The sequence below is a fragment of the Streptomyces sp. NPDC048650 genome, from assembly GCF_043199095.1.
GTDB lineage: Bacteria > Actinomycetota > Actinomycetes > Streptomycetales > Streptomycetaceae > Streptomyces.
This window is the reverse complement of record NZ_JBICVM010000020.1, coordinates 102,610-120,081: the sequence shown is the minus strand read 5'-3', so window position 1 is coordinate 120,081 and position 17,472 is coordinate 102,610. Positions and strand designations below refer to the sequence as shown.

The window sequence follows — 17,472 nt, the reverse complement described above, 5'->3', positions numbered from 1 at the left end:
CGATTTTCGCCGGTGCGTTTCCGCCTTTCGGCTTCTTCGCGTTTCCAACCTTACCAGATCCGTTTCCGTCTCCGGCCCCCGTTGGAGCGGGGTCGGCCTTCCGGCTTTCGCTTTCCGGCCTTTCCGACTTTACCAGATCCGAGCCTCGCCGTTTCCGGTCGAATTTCGGTTCCGAATTCCCGTCGGAGGGGATTGTTCACGCCTTTCGGCGCGTCAACTACTTTACCGACTTTCCGGGGCGACTCATAATCGGGCCGCCGGGGTCGAATTTTGGCAACGCCAAAAGAGACCCGTCAGGGAAGCTTGCGTAGTGGTTGGTTGTGCCGCCTGGCGGTCTGCGCAAATAGCGCTGCCCGTCTCCAGCGGCTCGGGCCACGTTAGGCGTTCGGTCAACGAGAGTCAAGCGGCCCTGGTCGGTCCGGTGGCCCTGGTCGGTCAGGAGGCCGACGTGGCGCGGCGGCGCGGCTTGTGCGGGCGGTACTGGCTGACGGTCGGTTCGTCCGCGATCCAGAAACGCCAGGGGTGGTCGGCTCCGTCGCCGCCGACGCCGACCCGCGGGCCGCTGCGGACCCGGCCCGGCGGCGCGGGGTCGCCGTGCAGGACGGAGAGGAGGGCGGCGGGGTCGCCACCGTGGCAGACGTCGGCGGTGTTCAGGGTGCGGTCGATGTCGAGGGCGGTGGCCAGGCGGGCCGGGCCCTTGGCCAGCTCGGCGGTGGTGCGGGCCTTGGGGCGGCGGTCGGCGGCCAGCTCGGTGCCGGTGAGGATTTCGCCGCCGCGCAGGAGGACACCGCTCGCCCTGCCCTCGGGGCCGCAGACCAGGTTGGCGCTGAACCACATGCCGTAGATGAAGTAGACGTACGCGTGGCCGGGCGGGCCGAACATCGCGGCGTTTCGGGCGGTGCGGCCGCGGTAGGCGTGGGAGCCGGGGTCCGTCTCGCCGTCGTATGCCTCCACCTCTGTGAGGCGGAGTTCGATCGGGCCGGCGGGGGTGTGCCGGACGAGGGTGCGGCCGAGGAGGTCGGGTGCGACCTCGATCACCGGGCGGTCGAAGAAGTCGCGGGAGAGCGGCATACGTTCCGGTACGTCGGTCATGCGCCCCGAGGGTAGTGCAGGCGATCGGGTGGACGACTGGCCATGGGGGCGTCGGGGTTGGGAAGGTGTGGCTCGCGGAACCGGCCTGTGCCGTTTCGCGTTGGTAGGAGTTCGAGGGTTCGCAGGAGCCCGGCCGGGACGGACACCGCGTCGGGATCCCGGTGAGTTGCACTGAGCACAGGCGTGGTGCCTGGGGAGGACAAGAGCATGGGGTTCAAGAAGCTGCTGGCGAGTATGGGGGCCGGGGGCGCGTCGGTGGAGACGGTGCTCTTCGAGGAGAACGTCGTTCCCGGTGGAGTCGTGCAGGGTGAGGTCCGGATCCAGGGCGGGTCCGTGGCGCAGGAGATCCAGGGGGTGTCGGTCGGGCTGCAGGCGCGCGTCGAGGTCGAGAGCGGCGACGAGGAGTTCAAGCGGGACATCCAGTTCACCAAGATGCAGCTGGGCGGGGCCTTCCAGGTGCAGGCGGGTGCCGCGCACACGGTGCCGTTCGGGCTGGAGATTCCGTGGGAGACGCCGATCACCACGTTTCTGGGGACGCATCTGCGCGGGATGAGCGTCGGGGTGACGACCGAGCTGGCGATCGCGCGCGCGGTGGACTCCGGTGACCTGGACCCGGTGAATGTGCACCCGATGCCGGCGCAGCAGGCGATTCTGGACGCTTTCGGGCGGCTCGGGTTCCGGTTCAAGGCCGCCGACCTGGAGCAGGGGCACATCCGGGGGACGCGGCAGCAGCTGCCGTTCTACCAGGAGGTCGAGTTCTACGCGCCGCAGCAGTACCGCGGGCTGAACCAGGTGGAGCTCTCCTTCGTGTCGGACGACCGTGAGATGGACGTCGTCCTGGAGATGGACAAGAAGCCGGGGCTGTTCACCGGAGGATCCGACTCGTACCGGTCGTTCACGGTGGGACTGAACGACTACGAGGGGACCGACTGGGCGGGATACCTCAACCAGTGGCTGGCCGAGGTCGGCGGTAAGCGGAACTGGCTCTAACCTGGCCGGACAGGTATCAGCAAGCGATCAGGAGGTGTCGAGGTGTCCGAGCTGAAGCGGCGGCCGCTCCCGCACGATTTCCATCCGCCGGTGCCGGAGTTCACGGTGCTCAGCGACGAGGTGGAGCCGGGCGGAACACTGCGGCCGGAGCAGGTCTTCGCCGAGGGGAACCGTTCGCCGCAGCTGCGCTGGGAGGGTGCGCCCGCCGACACGAAGAGCTACGCGGTCACGTGCTACGACCCGGATGCCCCGACGGGCAGTGGTTTCTGGCACTGGTCGCTGTTCGACATTCCGGCGTCGGTGACGGAGCTGCCGGCGGGTGCCGGGAGCGGTGACATGAAGGGGCTTCCGGAAGGGGCCGTTCATGTGCGCAACGACTACGGGACGCGGGACTTCGGGGGCGCGGCGCCGCCTCCCGGGGACGGCTCGCACCGCTATGTGTTCACCGTCTACGCGGTGGACCAGGAGAAGCTCGGCCCGGACGAGGACGCCTCGCCCGCGGTGGTGGGCTTCAACCTGCGGTTCCACACCGTCGGGCGGGCTCAGCTGATCGCCGAGTACGAGATTCCCGCGGCGGGCTGAGGCCCGTAATCCCGTTGCGCCCCGGCGCTTCCCGCACACAGAGTGGTACCCGGCCGACGCCCCGCACAGGTCGTCGGCCGGCCGGTACCGCAGATGCGGGAGCGGCGGGGCGCAGGTGTGTCGCCTCCCGTTCGCCGGAGTCCGGGTGTTCGCCGGATGTCCTCGCCGGCAGTCGTGCGCTCCGGGTCCCGTGTGTCACGGGGGCGGGATCCGGAGCGTCCCGACCCCCGGTGCGCGGTCCGTGACGGGCGCCGCCGGAACACCTCTTCTTCATCTTCCCCTTGCCTGCCATTTCCCTTGTGGGGCACGGAAATTGCGTTGTTCGGGGAATACCTGCCACTGCACAGTGGAGCAACTTCGCCGCGGGGGCGGAGCGGGTCCGGGAGGTGGGCGGGATGCGCGAGACGCTGGTCCTCAATGCGAGCTTCGAGCCGCTGTCGACGGTGTCGCTGCGGCGTGCGGTGGTGCTGGTGATGCAGGACAAGGCCGTGGTGGAGAACTCGCACCCGGGCCTGCGGATCCGGGCTGCTTCGGTGGATGTGCCGGTGCCACGGGTCATCAGGCTCAGCAGATTCGTACGGGTGCCGTTCCGAAGACGGGCGCCGTGGTCGCGGCGGGGGGTGCTGGTGCGGGACCAGCACCGGTGCGCGTACTGCGGTCGGCGGGCGACGACGGTTGATCACGTGGTGCCGCGGGCGCAGGGTGGCGCGGACACCTGGCTGAATACCGTCGCCTCGTGTGCGGAGGACAATCACCGCAAGGCGGACCGTACGCCGGAGCAGGCGGGTATGCGGCTGCTGCGGCGTCCGTTCGAGCCGACGCCGGCGGATGCGATGATCTCGGCGCTCGGGGTGTCCGTGCGGGAGGAGCTGCCGGACTGGCTGGCGCTGCCGGCGTAGTGCGGTCACCCGGCCCCGGTCGCCCGGCTCCGACTCCGGTTATTTGAGCAGGAGTTGGGCGATGGCCGCCAGGCCCACCAGGACGATGACGGCGCGCAGGACGGTGGGTGGCAGGCGCCGGCCCACCGTGGCGCCGATCTGGCCGCCGAGGGACGAGCCGACGGCGATCAGCAGGACGGCGGTCCAGTCGAAGCGGGCGACGAAGAGGAAGAAGATCGCCGCGACGCCGTTGACGATCAGTGCGAGGACGTTCTTGAGCGCGTTGATGCGCTGCAGGTCCTCCTGGAGCAGCAGGCCCATCAGGGAGAGGTAGAGGACGCCCTGGGCGGCGCCGAAGTAGCCGCCGTAGGTGCTGGCGAGCAGCAGGCCGAGCAGGAGGGCGATGCCGCCGTCGCGGTGGGCGGTGGTGTTGTTGCGGGCCCGTCGGGCGCGGAGCGCCGCGGCGAGCCGGGGCTGCGCGACGACGAGGACGAGTGCGACGGCGATGAGTAGGGGAACGATCGCGTCGAAGGCCTTGGAGGGCAGCGCGAGCAGCAGCATTGCGCCTGCCAGCCCGCCGACGAGTGCGACGGCGCCGAAGCGGAGGATGCGACGCTGCTGGCCGGCGAGTTCGCGGCGGTAGCCGATGGCTCCGCTGAACGAACCGGGCACCAGGCCGAGGGTGTTGGAGACGTTCGCCGTGATCGGCGGCAGGCCGACCGCGAGGAGTACGGGGAAGGTGATGAGAGTGCCGGACCCGACGACGGTGTTGATGGTGCCGGCGCCGAGCCCCGCGGCGAAGACGGCTACGGCTTCCCAGATGCTCACGCGAGTTCCCCCCTGCATGATCGGTACGGTCCCGCCCGATCATGCACCAGGTACCGCGGGGTGTCAGTCGATGGGGGGTACTTCACGGTTCGGCGAGCTGGGCTTGGGGATGGAGCCGCCGCCGGAGGGCGGGGCGAAGTTGCCGAGGGCACCGCCGAGGCCCTTCAGGGCGTCCCCGATCTCGCTGGGCACGATCCAGAGCTTGTTGGCGTCGCCCTCGGCGATCTTCGGGAGCATCTGGAGGTACTGGTAGGAGAGCAGCTTCTGGTCCGGGTCGCCGGCGTGGATGGACTCGAAGACCACCCGGATCGCCTGGGCCTCACCCTCGGCGCGCAGCGCGGCGGCCTTGGCCTCACCTTCGGCGCGCAGGATGGAGGACTGCTTCTCGCCCTCGGCGGTGAGGATCTGGGACTGCCGCACACCCTCGGCCTGGAGGATGGCCGCGCGCTTGTCACGGTCGGCGCGCATCTGCTTCTCCATCGAGTCCTGGATGGAGGTGGGCGGTTCGATGGCCTTGAGCTCGACGCGGTTGACGCGGATGCCCCACTTGCCGGTGGCCTCGTCGAGGACGCCGCGCAGTGCCGCGTTGATCTCCTCGCGGGAGGTCAGGGTCCGCTCGAGGTCCATACCGCCGATGATGTTGCGCAGGGTGGTGACCGTGAGCTGCTCGATCGCCTGGATGTAGCTGGCGACTTCGTACGTCGCGGCGCGGGCGTCCGTCACCTGGTAGTAGATGACGGTGTCGATGTTCACGACCAGGTTGTCCTGGGTGATCACCGGCTGCGGCGGGAAGGGCACGACCTGCTCGCGGAGGTCGATGCGGTTGCGGATGGAGTCGATGAACGGCACGACGATGTTCAGGCCCGCGTTGAGCGTGCGGGTGTAGCGGCCGAACCGCTCGACGATGGCGGCGCTGGCCTGGGGGATGACCTGGATCGTCTTGATGAGTGCGACGAACACGAGCACCACCAGGATGATCAGGACGATGATGATCGGTTCCACAGCGGCTCCCGTGCCCTTCGTTGCTGGTCCCTGCCGGCCGGTGTCCGGCTTGGCTGTTGATCAGTCTTTCAGAGACGTGGTGCGTCGTGCAGTGGGTTCAGGTCAGATGACGACCGCGGTGGCGCCCTCGATCTCGACGACGTCGACCCGCTGGCCGGGCTCGTAGACCTGATCGCCGTCCAGGGCACGGGCGGACCAGACCTCACCGGCGAGTTTGATGCGTCCGCCGCCCTCGCCGTCGACGCGTTCGAGGACCGTGGCGGTCTTGCCTCTCAGCGCGTCGACGCCGGAGGCGAGTTGGGGGCTCTGGCCGCGATGGCGGTTGGCGATCGGGCGTACGACGGCGATCAGCGCGACCGACACCGCGGCGAAGACGACGAATTGCGGGACGGCGCCGCCACCGAGCGCGGCGGTGACCGCGCCGGAGACGGCGCCGACCGCGAGCATCCCGAATTCGGGCATCGCGGTCACAACGAGAGGAATGCCCAGTCCTACGGCGGCGATCAGCCACCACACCCATGGATCCACGGCTTCATGGTAGGTCCGCGGAGCGGCCCGGGACAGGGCGCGATCGGTCAGTGCCGGTCTCAGGTGAGGGGCAGGCCCTGGGCGGTCCAGCGGTCGCCGTTGCGCTCGACGATGAGCGGGAGGCCGAAGCAGTGGGAGAGGTTGCCGGAGGTCAGTTCGAGGTCGAGCGGACCGGCCGCCAGCACCTTGCCCTGACGGATCATCAGGACGTGGGTGAAGCCCGGGGGGATCTCCTCGACATGGTGGGTGACCATGATCATCGAGGGGGCGTACGGGTCGCGGGCGAGGCGGCCGAGGCGGCGGACCAGGTCCTCGCGACCACCGAGGTCGAGACCGGCGGCGGGCTCGTCCAGGAGGAGGAGCTCGGGGTCGGTCATCATCGCGCGGGCGATCAGCGTGCGCTTGCGCTCGCCCTCGGAGAGGGTGCCGAACTTGCGGTCGAGGTACTCGGTCATGCCGAGGCGGTCGAGGAAGGCGCGGGCGCGCACCTCGTCGACCTCTTCGTAGTTCTCCTGCCAGGTGGCGGTCATGCCGTACGCGGCGGTGAGCACGGTCTCCAGGACCGTCTGGCTGCGCGGCAGCTTGTCGGCGAGCGCGATACCGGCGATGCCGATGCGCGGGCGCAGATCGAAGACGTCGACCCGACCGAGCTTCTCGCCGAGGACCGCGGCGCTGCCGGCGCTCGGGAAGAGGTAGCTGGAGGCGACGTTCAGCAGGGTGGTCTTGCCGGCACCGTTGGGCCCGAGGATGACCCAGCGCTCGCCCTCCTTCACCGACCAGGAGACCTGCTCCACCAGAGCCCGTCCTTCGCGGACCACGGATACGTCCACCAGCTCCAGCACATCGCTCATGAGCGCGTTGTCTCCCATTGCTTCTCGGTCGTCTCGTGCGCCTGTAGGCGCATCCCCCCAGCAAACCTACGCCACTCGATGTCGGTGCCGTTCCCTAGGCTGGGGAGCATGCTCGATGAACCTCGTTCGGGACGGTTGGCGTCATGGGGAAATGCCCTTTTGGCCGGACTTGTCTCACCTGATGAAGCCGCGCACCGGATCGCGGACGACGATGCGGTACACCGCGTGACGGGCCTGCCCGGGGAAGCCGCACCGGTCGGGCTGACGCTGGCGCTGGGCCGGCTGCGGCGGCTGGGCGCGGTCGGCCTCCGGGTGGCGCTGCCGGTGCCGGGGCATCCGCTGGGGCTGAGCGGACCGCCGGAGTTCAATGCGCGGGCGCTGGAGGCCGAGGAGGCGGTGCTCGCCTGCGGGGCCGGGCTGGGGCTGGTGCCTCAGGTGCACGAGGCCGGGCCGGAGGGCGGCTCGGGTGACGATGTGCACGTCGAGGTGGTCTGGCACTGCCTGCCGATACGGGAGGCGCCGCCGGCCGATGTGCCGTCGCTGGGTGAGGCGGAGCGGGAGCTGGCGGAGGCGCTGCAGGAGGCGACCGCGGTGCTCGCGAAGCTGGATGTGGCGGGGTCAGGCCCGGTCGCCCAGGCCGCGCTGGACGCCTACCGGGCAAGGGCGGAGGCCGGGCGGCGGATGCTGGCGCCGGGCTATCCGCCGCGTGCGGTGCGGGTGTTGGAGCTGGCCCAGCGGGTGGCTGCGCTGATCGGGATCGCGCAGTTGGCGGGCGGGGACGGCCGCGAGCACGGCGGGGCGGTGAGCTCGTCGGAGATCGCGGCGCGCGCGGAGGCGCTGCGGCCGGTGGAGCGTACGGCCCGCCGGGCGCAGGTCGCGGCCTACAACTCCGCGATGGAGGAGCAGGAGCGGCGCCGAGGGTGAACGGCGAAGGCCCCGCCGGACCGAGGCGCGGTCGGCGGGGCCGTAGCACTGCGGGCGTCAACGGCCCGGGGGCCCGGGGCGTGGTGCCCCGGGGGCGTCCTCAGTAGTTCACAGTGCCGTTGCCGAAGGCGGAGTTCAGCACGCCGATGACGTTGACGCTGTTGCCGGTGGCGTTCACGGGGACGTGCACCGGGGCCTGGACGAGGTTGCCCGAGCCGATGCCGGGGGACTTGACGGCCTGGCCCTGGGCCTGCGCGCCGTCGGCGGCGAACGCGCTGCCGGTGGCGGCGCCGGCGGCGAGACCGGCGGTGGCGAGGACGAGGGCGGCCTTCTTGGCAGTGTTCATGAGAGAGAGTTCCTCACTTGGCGGCGCGAGGCCGCGAAGACGGGGCTGTGTGGAGGGGACCGGCCGCCGGTCCAGGAGCTGGCGGGGCCGGACCGGCACGGCCCGCACGGACCATGGCGTCACGCGGGACGTACGAGTGGTGCGAAGGGGACGGGCGGCCCTGGGGTCAGCGGTTGACGCAGTGGTTGCCGAAGACCGGGTTGAGGCCACCGATGACGGTGACGGTGTTGCCGCAGGCGTTCACGGGGATCTCGATCGGGGCCTGGACGAGGTTGCCGGAGAGGACACCGGGGGACTTCACCGCGAGGCCCTGGGCCTGCGGGCCGGAGTGAGCCGAGGCGACTCCGGCGCCCGCCACGGCGAGGCCGCCCGCCACCATCGTGATGGCCGCTACTCGCTTGATGTTCTTCACTTCTCTTGCTCCTCGTTGCCGATGCCGCGGCCAGCCGCCGCGGCTGCACTGGACAACGCCGCGGCACGGGGAGGGATACGCCGAATGGGCTACGTCTACACGACAGTATGAATCTCGGATCGGAAGACGACGCTCCGCTTCCGTCCCGCGATAGAGGGGCGGCCGTCAGGCGCCGATACCGTGCCGGACCGCCCACAGCGCGGCCTGGGTCCGGTCGGCGAGGTCGAGCTTCATCAGGATGTTGGAGACATGCGTCTTGACGGTCTTCTCCGACAGCACCAGCGCGCGGGCGATCTCGCGGTTGGAGCGCCCGTCCGCGATCAGACCCAGCACCTCGCGCTCCCTCTCGGTCAGCGACGTGCCGCGCCCCTGGCCACTGCCGCCCTCCTCCTGGGAGAGCAGGGCGCCGGCGACCTCGGGCTGGAGCAGGACGTGCCCCGCGTGGACGGACCGGATGGCGCCGGCCAGGGCCTCGGGATCGATGTCCTTGTAGACGTAGCCCGCCGCACCGGCGCGCAGTGCGGGCACGACGGTGCGCTGCTCGGTGAAGCTCGTGACGATCAGCACCCGTGCGGGGTTGGTCAGTTCGCGCAGCTTCCGGAGCGCCTCGATGCCGTCCATGCCGGGCATCTTCACGTCCATCAGGACCACGTCCGGGCGCAGCTGCTCGGCGGCCGCGACGCCCTCGGCGCCGTCGGACGCCTCGCCCACCACCTCGATGTCGTCCTGAACCTCCAGGAACGTACGCAGTCCCCGGCGGACGACCTGGTGATCGTCCACCAGCAGTACGCGAATCGCGCCGGTGTCAGCCACCGGGTACCTCCATCTCGACGGCGGTGCCCTTGCCGGGCTCCGACTCCACCCTGAGCGTGCCACCGACGCCGCCGGCACGGTCGCGCATCGAGACCAGACCCAGATGCCGACCGGCCCGGCGTACCAGGCCGGTGTCGAAGCCGCGGCCGTTGTCGGCGATGCGCAGCAGCGCTCCCTGGTGGTGGCGGCTGAGGGTCACCTCGACATGGCCCGCGCCCGAGTGGCGCAGGGCGTTGTGCAGTGCCTCCTGGGCGACCCGCAGCAACGCCTCCTCCTGGGCGGCCGGGAGCGCGCGGACGCCCTCGGCGGCGAAGGAGACACGCGCGGTGTGGGCGCGGTCGAGGACCTGCGCCTGGGAGCGCAGGGTGGCGATGAGGCCGTCCTCGTCCAGGGCGGCGGGCCGCAACTCGACCACTGCGGCGCGCAGTTCGTCGGCCGCCTCCGCGGCCAGCGCGGCGACCTGGTGGAGCTCGTCCTTGGCGCGGGCCGGGTCGCGGTCGACCAGGGCGGTGGCGGCCTGGGCCGTCAGCCGCAGGGAGAAGAGCTTCTGGGCGACCGCGTCGTGCAGTTCGTGGGCGAGCCGGGCGCGCTCCCCCGCGATGGTCAGCTCCCGGCTGCGCTCGTAGAGGCGGGCGTTGGTCAGGGCGATGGCGGCGTGCTGGGCGAGTATGCCGAGCAGGCGCTCGTCGTCCTCGGTGAAGCCGCAGCCGTCCCCGCGCGCGAGAGGGGACTCGGGGCAGCGCTTGTTGGCGAGGAAGAGGGCACCGAGGATCTCGTCGCCGTCGGCGACCGGGAGGCCGAGGAAGTCGGACATGTCCGGGTGGGCCGCGGGCCAGCCGCCGAAGCGGGGGTCCTCGCGTACGTCGGCGAGCCGCTCGGGGGTGGCGTTGTGCAGCATCGCGGCGAGGATGCCGTGCTGACGGGGCAGCGGGCCGATGGCCTTCCACTGCTCAGCGCTGACGCCGTCCACCACGAACTGGGCGAAGCCACCATGATCGTCCGGCACTCCCAGGGCGGCGTATTCGGCGTCCAACAGCTCGCGGGCCGAGGCGACGATCGTCTTGAGGACGTCGCGCACCTCGAGGTGTCTGCTCATCGCCAGGATCGCCGTACTCACCGCGGGGATCCCGGCCCCCGGACCGTTGCTCATGGCTTCACCGTACCGGCGGGCCGACCGGCCCGTATCGGTCCGGCGGCGCCCTGGGCTCCGCCTGTGGGACTAGGCCCAACGCCCCGACCGTGGCCCGCCGGAGGCCCGACGGTCTCCCGGCCGCCGCGTTCCCGCCGTGAGGCCGAGGGACGGGACCGTCTTCCGGCCCGGAAACAGAGGGGACGCGATGATGCCGGTGGCGATCATGCCGGTGGCGACATTACGGGAGCGGCAATGCCCGGGGGTGTGGCGGACGGCGGGCACCGGGCGGAGCGCGGCTGACCCTGCGGGCGCCGTGGATCCCGGGAGCGCGCGGCCGTGGTGGGGCCGGAGGGCGGGCGGCACCGCGGCCCAGCGCGGAGATGCCGAGTGCGGCCCGTGCCGTTCACGGCGGACCGGGTGACCCGGCCGGTCGGCGCGGGGGTGCAGTTCGCGCCGATCTCGCTGCACACGAGGGTGGCGTCGGTGGAGGCGTTCGAGCCGCCGTACCCGGAGCGGTTCGCGGTGGCGGCCGCGACGGCGTGGCTGGTGAACGCGGCGCGGGCGCGACGCCGCGGCGCGTCGGCGGCCGGATCGGTGGCGGTCGGCACCACCGCCGTGCGGGCCCTGGAGTCGGCCTCCGGGACGGACGGGCGGGTGCGGGCCCCTCGGCCGGACGGATCCGGCGGTCATCCCGGAGCGCGGCGTGCGGGCGGCGGACGGGCTGCTCACCGGGCTGCACGCGCCGCACGCCTCGCATCTGCTGATGCTGCGGGCGGTGGCGGCGGGTGCGGCGCCGGAGCGGGCGTACGCGGCGGCGGTGGAGCGGCGCTCTCGGTGGCACGAATTCGGTGACCTGCATCTGCTGCTGCCGCGCCGAGTTCCAGACTCGGTGCATGTCGCACTCGATGAGCAGGTCACAGGAGGCCGGGAGCTGGGCGCCGGTCCACGGGGAGCCCTATCGCCCGGTGCCGTACCGGCCCGAGCGGATGCCCGCCGAGGAGTCGCTGGCGCGGGCCGCCGAGCTGCGGGAGCGGATGGGGCGGCGGCGGACCGTCCGGCGATTCGCCGCCGACCCGGTGCCGGAACAGGTGGTGAAGGACGCGATCGCCTGTGCGGCGACCGCGCCGTCCGGGGCGCATCAGCAGCCGTGGACCTTCGTCCTCGTCAAGGACCCGGAGGTCCGGCGCAGGATCAGGGCGGCGGCGGAGGAAGAGGAACGGGTCTCGTACTCGGGGCGGCTGGGCGAGGAGTGGCTGGCGGCGCTGCGGCCGCTGGGCACCGACGAGGTCAAGTCGCATCTGACGGACGCGCCGCAGCTGATCGTCGTCTTCCAGCAGCGGTACTGGCTGGGTGCGGACGGCACCAAGCGCAAGCACTACTACGTGGACGAGTCGGTGGGCATCGCGGTCGGCATGCTGCTGTCGGTGCTGCACCTGTCGGGGCTGGCGGCCCTGGTGCACACCCCGAGTCCGATGGGCTTTCTCCGGGAGGTACTGGGGCGGCCGGCCAACGAAAAGGCCTTCGCGGTGATTCCCGTGGGGTATCCGGCACCGGAATGCGAAGTGCCCGATTTGACCCGAAAAACGCTAAAACAAGTTATGCTGGAAGTCTGATCGCCACAGGCTGTGCTTTTGCAATTACCACTGGCGAGATAAACCCCTCCGAAATGTGACGCCGCGCATAGGACGCAGGTCACTTACGAGCCGGGTTAGTGGCGCCATAAAGACGGTGTGAGCTGGGCATCGACCGTCTCGGATGCATTCCGTGCACCCCTGGTTCCACTATCCCTGGTCGTACGTCACACCATTGCCGGGCGAATTTCCGGCCGCTAAGAATGGCTCCCGTCGCTAGGCGCCGTGCTCAGAACTCGGCGTATTCCGCCGCTGACGGCCCTTGCGACGTCCCCCATTGAGAGGTCAGCCCAGCCATGCCCAACGCCATTCCTGGATTCACCCGCCTTACCCGGACCCACAAGCTTTCCGCGGCCGGTGTCGCCGCGGCCGGTGCCGCAGCCCTGGTTTTCGCGATCGTCCCGGGTGCCGACGCAGAGCAGGGCACGAACGCGCCGCAGGCCGCCGCCGCGAACATCGACGTCAAGCCGGTCGCCTTCAGCGAGGTCGCCTCCGCGGCGAAGACCCAGCAGGCCACCGTCGCCAAGCAGGCCACCGACACCGCAACCGAGGCCAAGGCCGAGGCCGCCGCCGCGAAGAAGGCCGCCGCCGAGAAGGCCGCCAAGGCCAAGGCCGCCGCCGCCGCTGCGAAGGAGCACCAGGCGAAGGAGGCGTCGAGCCGGTCCGCCGTGCGTGCCGCCGCCCCGAAGCCCGCCCCGAAGCCGGCCGCCAAGGTCTACCCGAACAACCTGGACGGCTGGATCCGCGAGTCGCTGGACATCCTGTCCAAGAAGGGCATCCCCGGCTCGTACGACGGCATCCACCGGAACATCATCCGGGAGTCGTCCGGCAACCCGAAGGCCATCAACCTCTGGGACATCAACGCCCAGAACGGCATCCCGTCCAAGGGTCTGCTGCAGGTCATCGACCCGACCTTCAAGCAGTACCACGTGGCCGGCACGTCCTGGGACAGCTACGACCCGGTCGCCAACATCACCGCCGCCTGCAACTACGCGGCCGCCAAGTACGGCTCGATGGACAACGTGAACTCGGCCTACTGAGCCGCCGGTTCCCGTGCGGACAACGCCGAGGGGCGGCACCCGGTCTCGGGTGCCGCCCCTCGGCGTGTGCCGTTGCCGGCGGCCTTCGCGCTCCGGGCGCACGGCCTCCGGCTACTTGCGCATGACCTCCGGCTCGTGTCGGCGCAGCAGTCGGGCGACGGCGAAGGCGAGCGAGACGCCCAGCGCGATCATGATGATCATGTCCATGACGTAGACGCCGGTCTGGTGCTTCCACAGCGGGTCGGGGTTGCCCAGCTCCCACGGCAGCAGCGTGTTCATGTCGGCGGTCGCGCCCATCGCGGCGACGGCCCAGCGCGACGGCATCAGCCAGGCGACCTGGGCGACGCCCGGGGTGTCGAACAGCTGGAAGAGCACGCCGGTGAAGACCACCTGGACGATGGCGAACATGACCAGCAGCGGCATGGTCTTCTCGGCGGTCTTGACCAGCGCGGAGATGATCAGGCCGAACATCATCGAGGTGAAGCCGAGCGCGATGATCGCCAGCGCCATCTCGATGGCCGGGGCCTTGGGCACGATCAGGCCCTCGTCGGGCATGTTGCGGGTCCAGAAGCCGATCGCCGAAATGATCACGCCCTGGAAGGCGGTGACCACGCCGAGCACGATCACCTTGGACATCAGATACGCCGACCGCGACAGGCCGGTGGCCCGTTCGCGCTCGTAGATGACCCGCTCCTTGATCAGCTCACGTACGGAGTTGGCGGCGCCGGAGAAGCACATGCCGACCGCGAGGATCAGCATGATCGTGCTGGCGTCGCGGTTGGTCCGGCCCTTCTGCAGCGGCCCGTACCCCAGGCCGTAGTCGCTGGGGATCAGCATCGAGACCACGCCGAGCACCGCCGGCAGGATCACCATCAGGCCCAGGAAGCCGCGGTCGGAGGCGAGCACCGAGACATAGCGCCGCATCAGGGTCCACAGCTGCGAGCCCCAGCTCTGGGACTTCTGCATCCGGGCGGGCGGCGCCTGGACGTTCACGGACTGCGGGGCGACGGCGTCGATGTCCGCCGCGTACATCTGGAAGTGCGGGGAGCCGCGCCAGCGCCCCATCCAGTCGTAGTCGCGGTAGTTCTCGAAGGCCGAGAAGACGTCCGCCCAGGTGTCGTACTGGAAGAAGTTCAGCGCCTCCTCGGGCGGGCCGAAGTAGGCCACGCCGCCGCCCGGCGCCATCACCAGCAGCTTGTCGCAGATGCCGAGTTCGGCCACCGAGTGGGTGACGACCAGGACGGTACGGCCGTCGTCGGCCAGGCCGCGCAGCAGCTGCATGACGTCGCGGTCCATGCCCGGGTCGAGCCCGGAGGTCGGCTCGTCCAGGAAGATCAGCGACGGCTTGGTCAGCAGCTCCAGGGCCACCGACACACGCTTGCGCTGACCGCCGGAGAGGGAGGTGACCCTCTTCTCCCTGTGCACGTGCAGCTTGAGCTCGTGCAGGACCTCGTCTATCCGGGCCTCGCGCTCGGCCTCCGCGGTGTCACCGGGGAAGCGCAGCTTGGCCGCATAGCGCAGCGCCTTCTGGACGGTCAGCTCCTTGTGCAGGATGTCGTCCTGCGGGACCAGACCGATGCGCTGACGCAGCTCGGCGAACTGCTTGTAGAGGTTCCGGTTGTCGTAGAGGACATCGCCCTCGTTGGCGGGGCGGTAGCCGGTGAGCGCCTTGAGCAGCGTCGACTTGCCGGAGCCGGACGGGCCGATGACGGCGATCAGCGACTTCTCCGGGACGCCGAAGGAGACGTCCTTGAGAATCTGCTTGCCGCCGTCGACGGTGACGGTCAGGTGGCGGGCCGAGAAGGAGACCTCGCCGGTGTCGACGAACTCCTCCAGCCGGTCACCGACCAGCCGGAACGTGGAGTGGCCGACGCCGATGATGTCGTTCGGGCCGACGGGGGCCTTGCCGGACTTGGGGACCGGCTGGCCGTTGATGTACGTGCCGTTGTGGCTGCCGAGGTCGTGGATCTCGAAGCGGCCGTCGGGAGTGGCCCGGAACTCGGCGTGGTGGCGGGAGACCTGGAGGTCGGAGACGACCAGTTCGTTCTCCAGCGCACGGCCGATGCGCATCACCCGCCCGCTGTCGAGGCGGTGGAAGGTGGTCGGGCTGCGGTCGCCCTGGGCCTGGGGAACCGGCCCGCCGGCCTTCTGCGCGGGGCGCTCCTGGGGGGCGGAGTGCTGCGGGGGAACGGCCTGCTGGGGCGGGACGTACGGCTGCTGCTGAGCCTGCGGCGGCGCCTGCCAGCCCTGCTGGGCGGGCGGCTGCTGCTGGGCGGGCGGGCGGGGCGCGGGCGGGGCCTGCCAGCCCTGCTGCGGTGCCATGGCCGGCGCCGACTGTCCGCTGAAGGCGTCCGCGGCCGGTGCCGCGGCGGCCGAGAGGCTCATCCGCGGCCCGTCGGTCGCGTTGCCCAGGTGCACGGCCGAGCCGGGGCCGATCTCCATCTGGTGGATCCGCTGGCCCTGGACGTAGGTGCCGTTCGTGCTGCCCTGGTCTTCGATGATCCAGCTGCGTCCGGCCCACCGTACGGTGGCGTGCCGCCAGGAGACCCTGGCGTCGTCGAGCACCATGTCGCCCTGCGGATCACGGCCCACGTTGTAGGACCGGGACGGGTCGAGCGTCCAGGTCCTTCCGTTCAATTCGAGTACGAGTTCAGGCACTCCATGCCCCATTACATAGTCCCCCGAGTGACACCCTGGACGGGAAGTCAGGGATGGCGAATCATCGTGAGGAACTATTTCAGGCCCGGCCCGCCTACGGAAAACCGGGAGGGGGCCGAGCAACACCGTCCTCGCCGCCGTGGCCGTCGATGCCTCCCCCGGGGCCGGAAGGGCCCGCAGTTGCCCGGAGATCGCCGTATTGCGCGTGTTCCGGACGACTCTGCGCAGCGCCCGTGGGGCGAAATCACCCCATCAGAAGGGGAGTTGGTGCCGCGGTTCACCCTTCCGGGGCACCCGCGCGGGGTGCGGCGGACACGAGTGCATAACGATCGGACCCGCCCCGGGGCCTGGGCGCGCCTCGGTGCGGGTGCGGCAGTCGGGCGGACGTGCGGTCCGAAGCACGGACACCTGTACGGCCCCGCTCGGCCGCCGGTTACCGTAAGAGCACCATGAGCGCACCGCAGATCCCACCTGCCACCGCCGTACCGGGCGATGACCTACCGACCCTCCTCGTGAAGATCTTCGGGAAGGACCGGCCCGGCATCACCGCAGGTCTCTTCGACACCCTCGCCGCCTACTCCGTCGATGTCGTCGACATCGAGCAGGTGGTGACCCGGGGCCGCATCACGCTGTGTGCGCTGGTCACCGCCCCCTCCCCCGGCCAGAGCACCACCGGTTCGACCGAGGGTGACCTGCGGGCGACCGTGCACAGCTGGGCCGAGTCGCTGCACCTCCAGGCCGAGATCATCTCCGGGCGGGGCGACAACCGTCCGCGCGGCACCGGCCGCTCCCACGTGACCGTGCTGGGCCACCCGCTCACCGCGGAGTCGACGGCCGCCATCGCCGCCGCCATAACGTCCTCGGGCGGCAACATCGACCGGATCTTCCGCCTCGCCAAGTATCCGGTGACCGCCGTCGAATTCGCGGTGTCCGGTGCGGCGACCGAAGCGCTGCGCTCGGTGCTGGCCCCCGAGGCCGCGAAGCTGGGCGTGGATGTCGCGGTGGCCGCGGCGGGTCTGCAGCGCCGGGCTCGGCGGCTGGTCGTGATGGATGTGGACTCCACGCTCATCCAGGACGAGGTCATCGAGCTGTTCGCGGCGCACGCCGGCTGCGAGGCCGAGGTCGCCGAGGTGACCGCCGCGGCGATGCGCGGCGAGCTGGACTTCGAGCAGTCGCTGCACGCGCGGGTCGAGCTGCTCGCCGGGCTGGACGCCGCCGTGGTCGAGACCGTGCGCAAGGAGGTACGGCTCACCCCCGGCGCCCGCACCCTCGTGCGGACCCTCAAGCGGCTGGGCTATCAAGTCGGCGTCGTGTCGGGCGGTTTCACGCAGGTCACCGATGCGCTCAAGGAGGAGTTGGGGCTGGACTTCGCCTCGGCCAACACCCTGGAGATCGTGGACGGCAGGTTCACCGGCAAGGTGACCGGCGCCATCGTGGACCGGGCCGGGAAGGCGCGGCTGCTGCGCAGCTTCGCGCAGCAGGCCGGGGTGCCGCTGGACCAGACCGTCGCGATCGGCGACGGCGCCAATGACCTGGACATGCTCAATACGGCCGGCCTCGGGGTCGCCTTCAACGCCAAGCCGGTGGTGCGGGAGGCGGCGCACACCGCGGTGAACGTGCCGTTCCTGGACACCGTGCTGTATCTGCTGGGCATCACCCGCGAAGAGGTCGAGGCGGCGGACACCCACGCCGAGTAGGGCGTGGCCCCGGCGTCGTACCGCATGAGTCGCACCACGTATGAGCAGGGCCCCGGCGGGTGCCGGGG

The 17,472-nt window shown here is 70.7% G+C and carries 18 protein-coding genes and 1 pseudogene; 9 read left to right on the top strand and 10 right to left on the bottom strand.

All coding sequences use genetic code 11. The annotated features are described in order from the left end of the window. Positions 1–311, top strand: a 311-nt coding sequence (locus ACGFML_RS35350) for a hypothetical protein (RefSeq protein ID WP_393549770.1), incomplete at its 5' end; no start/stop codon positions are given. Positions 312–435: 124 nt separating this feature from the next. On the opposite strand, the gene ACGFML_RS35345 is transcribed toward ACGFML_RS35350, so the two are convergent. After that, entirely contained in the window at positions 436–1,092 is a 657-nt protein-coding gene (locus ACGFML_RS35345; protein ID WP_393549769.1) for a DNA-3-methyladenine glycosylase, read from the bottom strand. Positions 1,093–1,299: 207 nt separating this feature from the next. Between ACGFML_RS35345 and ACGFML_RS35340 the strand changes: the two genes are divergently transcribed. From ACGFML_RS35340 to ACGFML_RS35330, 3 genes are all read left to right on the top strand, one after another. Continuing rightward, complete coding sequence (locus ACGFML_RS35340) at positions 1,300–2,082, top strand: sporulation protein (protein ID WP_393549768.1); 783 nt, start codon at positions 1,300–1,302, stop codon at positions 2,080–2,082. 42 nt (positions 2,083–2,124) lie between these two features. Continuing rightward, positions 2,125–2,664 (top strand): YbhB/YbcL family Raf kinase inhibitor-like protein, encoded by a 540-nt coding sequence (locus tag ACGFML_RS35335; RefSeq protein ID WP_393549767.1) that lies wholly within the window; start codon positions 2,125–2,127, stop codon positions 2,662–2,664. Positions 2,665–3,059: 395 nt separating this feature from the next. Then, complete coding sequence (locus ACGFML_RS35330) at positions 3,060–3,563, top strand: HNH endonuclease (protein ID WP_393549766.1); 504 nt, start codon at positions 3,060–3,062, stop codon at positions 3,561–3,563. Positions 3,564–3,602: 39 nt separating this feature from the next. On the opposite strand, the gene ACGFML_RS35325 is transcribed toward ACGFML_RS35330, so the two are convergent. The 4 genes from ACGFML_RS35325 to ACGFML_RS35310 form a co-directional block, all read right to left on the bottom strand. Further along, positions 3,603–4,370 (bottom strand): sulfite exporter TauE/SafE family protein, encoded by a 768-nt coding sequence (locus ACGFML_RS35325; RefSeq protein ID WP_393549765.1) that lies wholly within the window; start codon positions 4,368–4,370, stop codon positions 3,603–3,605. 63 nt (positions 4,371–4,433) lie between these two features. Continuing rightward, positions 4,434–5,372 carry an SPFH domain-containing protein gene (locus ACGFML_RS35320; RefSeq protein ID WP_393549764.1) on the bottom strand — a complete coding sequence of 313 codons (939 nt, stop codon included), beginning with the start codon at positions 5,370–5,372 and terminating at the stop codon, positions 4,434–4,436. Positions 5,373–5,474: 102 nt separating this feature from the next. Continuing rightward, entirely contained in the window at positions 5,475–5,888 is a 414-nt protein-coding gene (locus ACGFML_RS35315) for an NfeD family protein (protein WP_393549777.1), read from the bottom strand. A gap of 71 nt (positions 5,889–5,959) precedes the next feature. Continuing rightward, positions 5,960–6,769, bottom strand: coding sequence for an ABC transporter ATP-binding protein (locus ACGFML_RS35310; RefSeq protein ID WP_393549763.1), 810 nt, complete (start codon positions 6,767–6,769; stop codon positions 5,960–5,962). 90 nt (positions 6,770–6,859) lie between these two features. Here ACGFML_RS35310 and ACGFML_RS35305 point away from each other — a divergent pair, with 90 nt between their 5' ends. Continuing rightward, positions 6,860–7,675, top strand: coding sequence for a hypothetical protein (locus ACGFML_RS35305; RefSeq protein ID WP_393549762.1), 816 nt, complete (start codon positions 6,860–6,862; stop codon positions 7,673–7,675). 100 nt (positions 7,676–7,775) lie between these two features. On the opposite strand, the gene ACGFML_RS35300 is transcribed toward ACGFML_RS35305, so the two are convergent. From ACGFML_RS35300 to ACGFML_RS35285, 4 genes are all read right to left on the bottom strand, one after another. Next, positions 7,776–8,021, bottom strand: a complete 246-nt coding sequence (locus tag ACGFML_RS35300; protein ID WP_393549761.1) for a chaplin — start codon at positions 8,019–8,021, stop codon at positions 7,776–7,778. Positions 8,022–8,187: 166 nt separating this feature from the next. Further along, positions 8,188–8,433 (bottom strand): chaplin, encoded by a 246-nt coding sequence (locus ACGFML_RS35295; RefSeq protein ID WP_393549760.1) that lies wholly within the window; start codon positions 8,431–8,433, stop codon positions 8,188–8,190. Between the two features lie 165 nt (positions 8,434–8,598). Then, entirely contained in the window at positions 8,599–9,246 is a 648-nt protein-coding gene (locus tag ACGFML_RS35290) for a response regulator (protein WP_393549759.1), read from the bottom strand. Beyond that, positions 9,239–10,396, bottom strand: coding sequence for a GAF domain-containing sensor histidine kinase (locus ACGFML_RS35285; protein ID WP_393549758.1), 1,158 nt, complete (start codon positions 10,394–10,396; stop codon positions 9,239–9,241). Before ACGFML_RS35285 ends, ACGFML_RS35290 begins: the two co-directional genes overlap by 8 nt. A gap of 338 nt (positions 10,397–10,734) precedes the next feature. Here ACGFML_RS35285 and ACGFML_RS35280 point away from each other — a divergent pair. From ACGFML_RS35280 to ACGFML_RS35270, 3 genes and pseudogenes are all read left to right on the top strand, one after another. Beyond that, positions 10,735–11,252, top strand: a pseudogene (locus ACGFML_RS35280) (S-adenosylmethionine:tRNA ribosyltransferase-isomerase); the annotation flags it as partial. A 31-nt stretch (positions 11,253–11,283) separates the two neighbouring features. Further along, the gene (locus ACGFML_RS35275; RefSeq protein WP_393549776.1) at positions 11,284–11,991 is read left to right on the top strand and encodes a nitroreductase family protein; all 708 of its coding nucleotides are present in this window, start codon (positions 11,284–11,286) and stop codon (positions 11,989–11,991) included. Between the two features lie 314 nt (positions 11,992–12,305). Beyond that, positions 12,306–13,049, top strand: a complete 744-nt coding sequence (locus tag ACGFML_RS35270) for a transglycosylase SLT domain-containing protein (protein WP_393549757.1) — start codon at positions 12,306–12,308, stop codon at positions 13,047–13,049. Between the two features lie 111 nt (positions 13,050–13,160). On the opposite strand, the gene ACGFML_RS35265 is transcribed toward ACGFML_RS35270, so the two are convergent. Continuing rightward, a complete protein-coding gene (locus ACGFML_RS35265) occupies positions 13,161–15,719 on the bottom strand; it encodes an FHA domain-containing protein (RefSeq protein ID WP_393549756.1) in 2,559 nt (852 codons plus the stop codon). Between the two features lie 437 nt (positions 15,720–16,156). On the opposite strand from ACGFML_RS35265, the gene serB reads away from it, so the two are divergent. Next, complete coding sequence (gene serB, locus ACGFML_RS35260; protein ID WP_393549755.1) at positions 16,157–17,404, top strand: phosphoserine phosphatase SerB; 1,248 nt, start codon at positions 16,157–16,159, stop codon at positions 17,402–17,404. The last annotated feature ends 68 nt before the right edge of the window (positions 17,405–17,472 follow it).

Excerpts from the sequence above, each read along its gene's own strand:
- ACGFML_RS35345 (WP_393549769.1), bottom strand. The coding sequence starts at position 1,092 with ATGACCGACGTACCGGAACGTATGCCGCTCTCCCGCGACTTCTTCGAC.
- ACGFML_RS35285 (WP_393549758.1), bottom strand. The coding sequence starts at position 10,396 with ATGAGCAACGGTCCGGGGGCCGGGATCCCCGCGGTGAGTACGGCGATC.
- ACGFML_RS35270 (WP_393549757.1), top strand. The coding sequence starts at position 12,306 with ATGCCCAACGCCATTCCTGGATTCACCCGCCTTACCCGGACCCACAAG.
- ACGFML_RS35330 (WP_393549766.1), top strand. The coding sequence starts at position 3,060 with ATGCGCGAGACGCTGGTCCTCAATGCGAGCTTCGAGCCGCTGTCGACG.
- serB (WP_393549755.1), top strand. The coding sequence starts at position 16,157 with ATGAGCGCACCGCAGATCCCACCTGCCACCGCCGTACCGGGCGATGAC.
- ACGFML_RS35265 (WP_393549756.1), bottom strand. The coding sequence starts at position 15,719 with ATGGGGCATGGAGTGCCTGAACTCGTACTCGAATTGAACGGAAGGACC.
- ACGFML_RS35275 (WP_393549776.1), top strand. The coding sequence starts at position 11,284 with ATGAGCAGGTCACAGGAGGCCGGGAGCTGGGCGCCGGTCCACGGGGAG.
- ACGFML_RS35340 (WP_393549768.1), top strand. The coding sequence starts at position 1,300 with ATGGGGTTCAAGAAGCTGCTGGCGAGTATGGGGGCCGGGGGCGCGTCG.
- ACGFML_RS35310 (WP_393549763.1), bottom strand. The coding sequence starts at position 6,769 with ATGGGAGACAACGCGCTCATGAGCGATGTGCTGGAGCTGGTGGACGTA.
- ACGFML_RS35300 (WP_393549761.1), bottom strand. The coding sequence starts at position 8,021 with ATGAACACTGCCAAGAAGGCCGCCCTCGTCCTCGCCACCGCCGGTCTC.
- ACGFML_RS35305 (WP_393549762.1), top strand. The coding sequence starts at position 6,860 with ATGCTCGATGAACCTCGTTCGGGACGGTTGGCGTCATGGGGAAATGCC.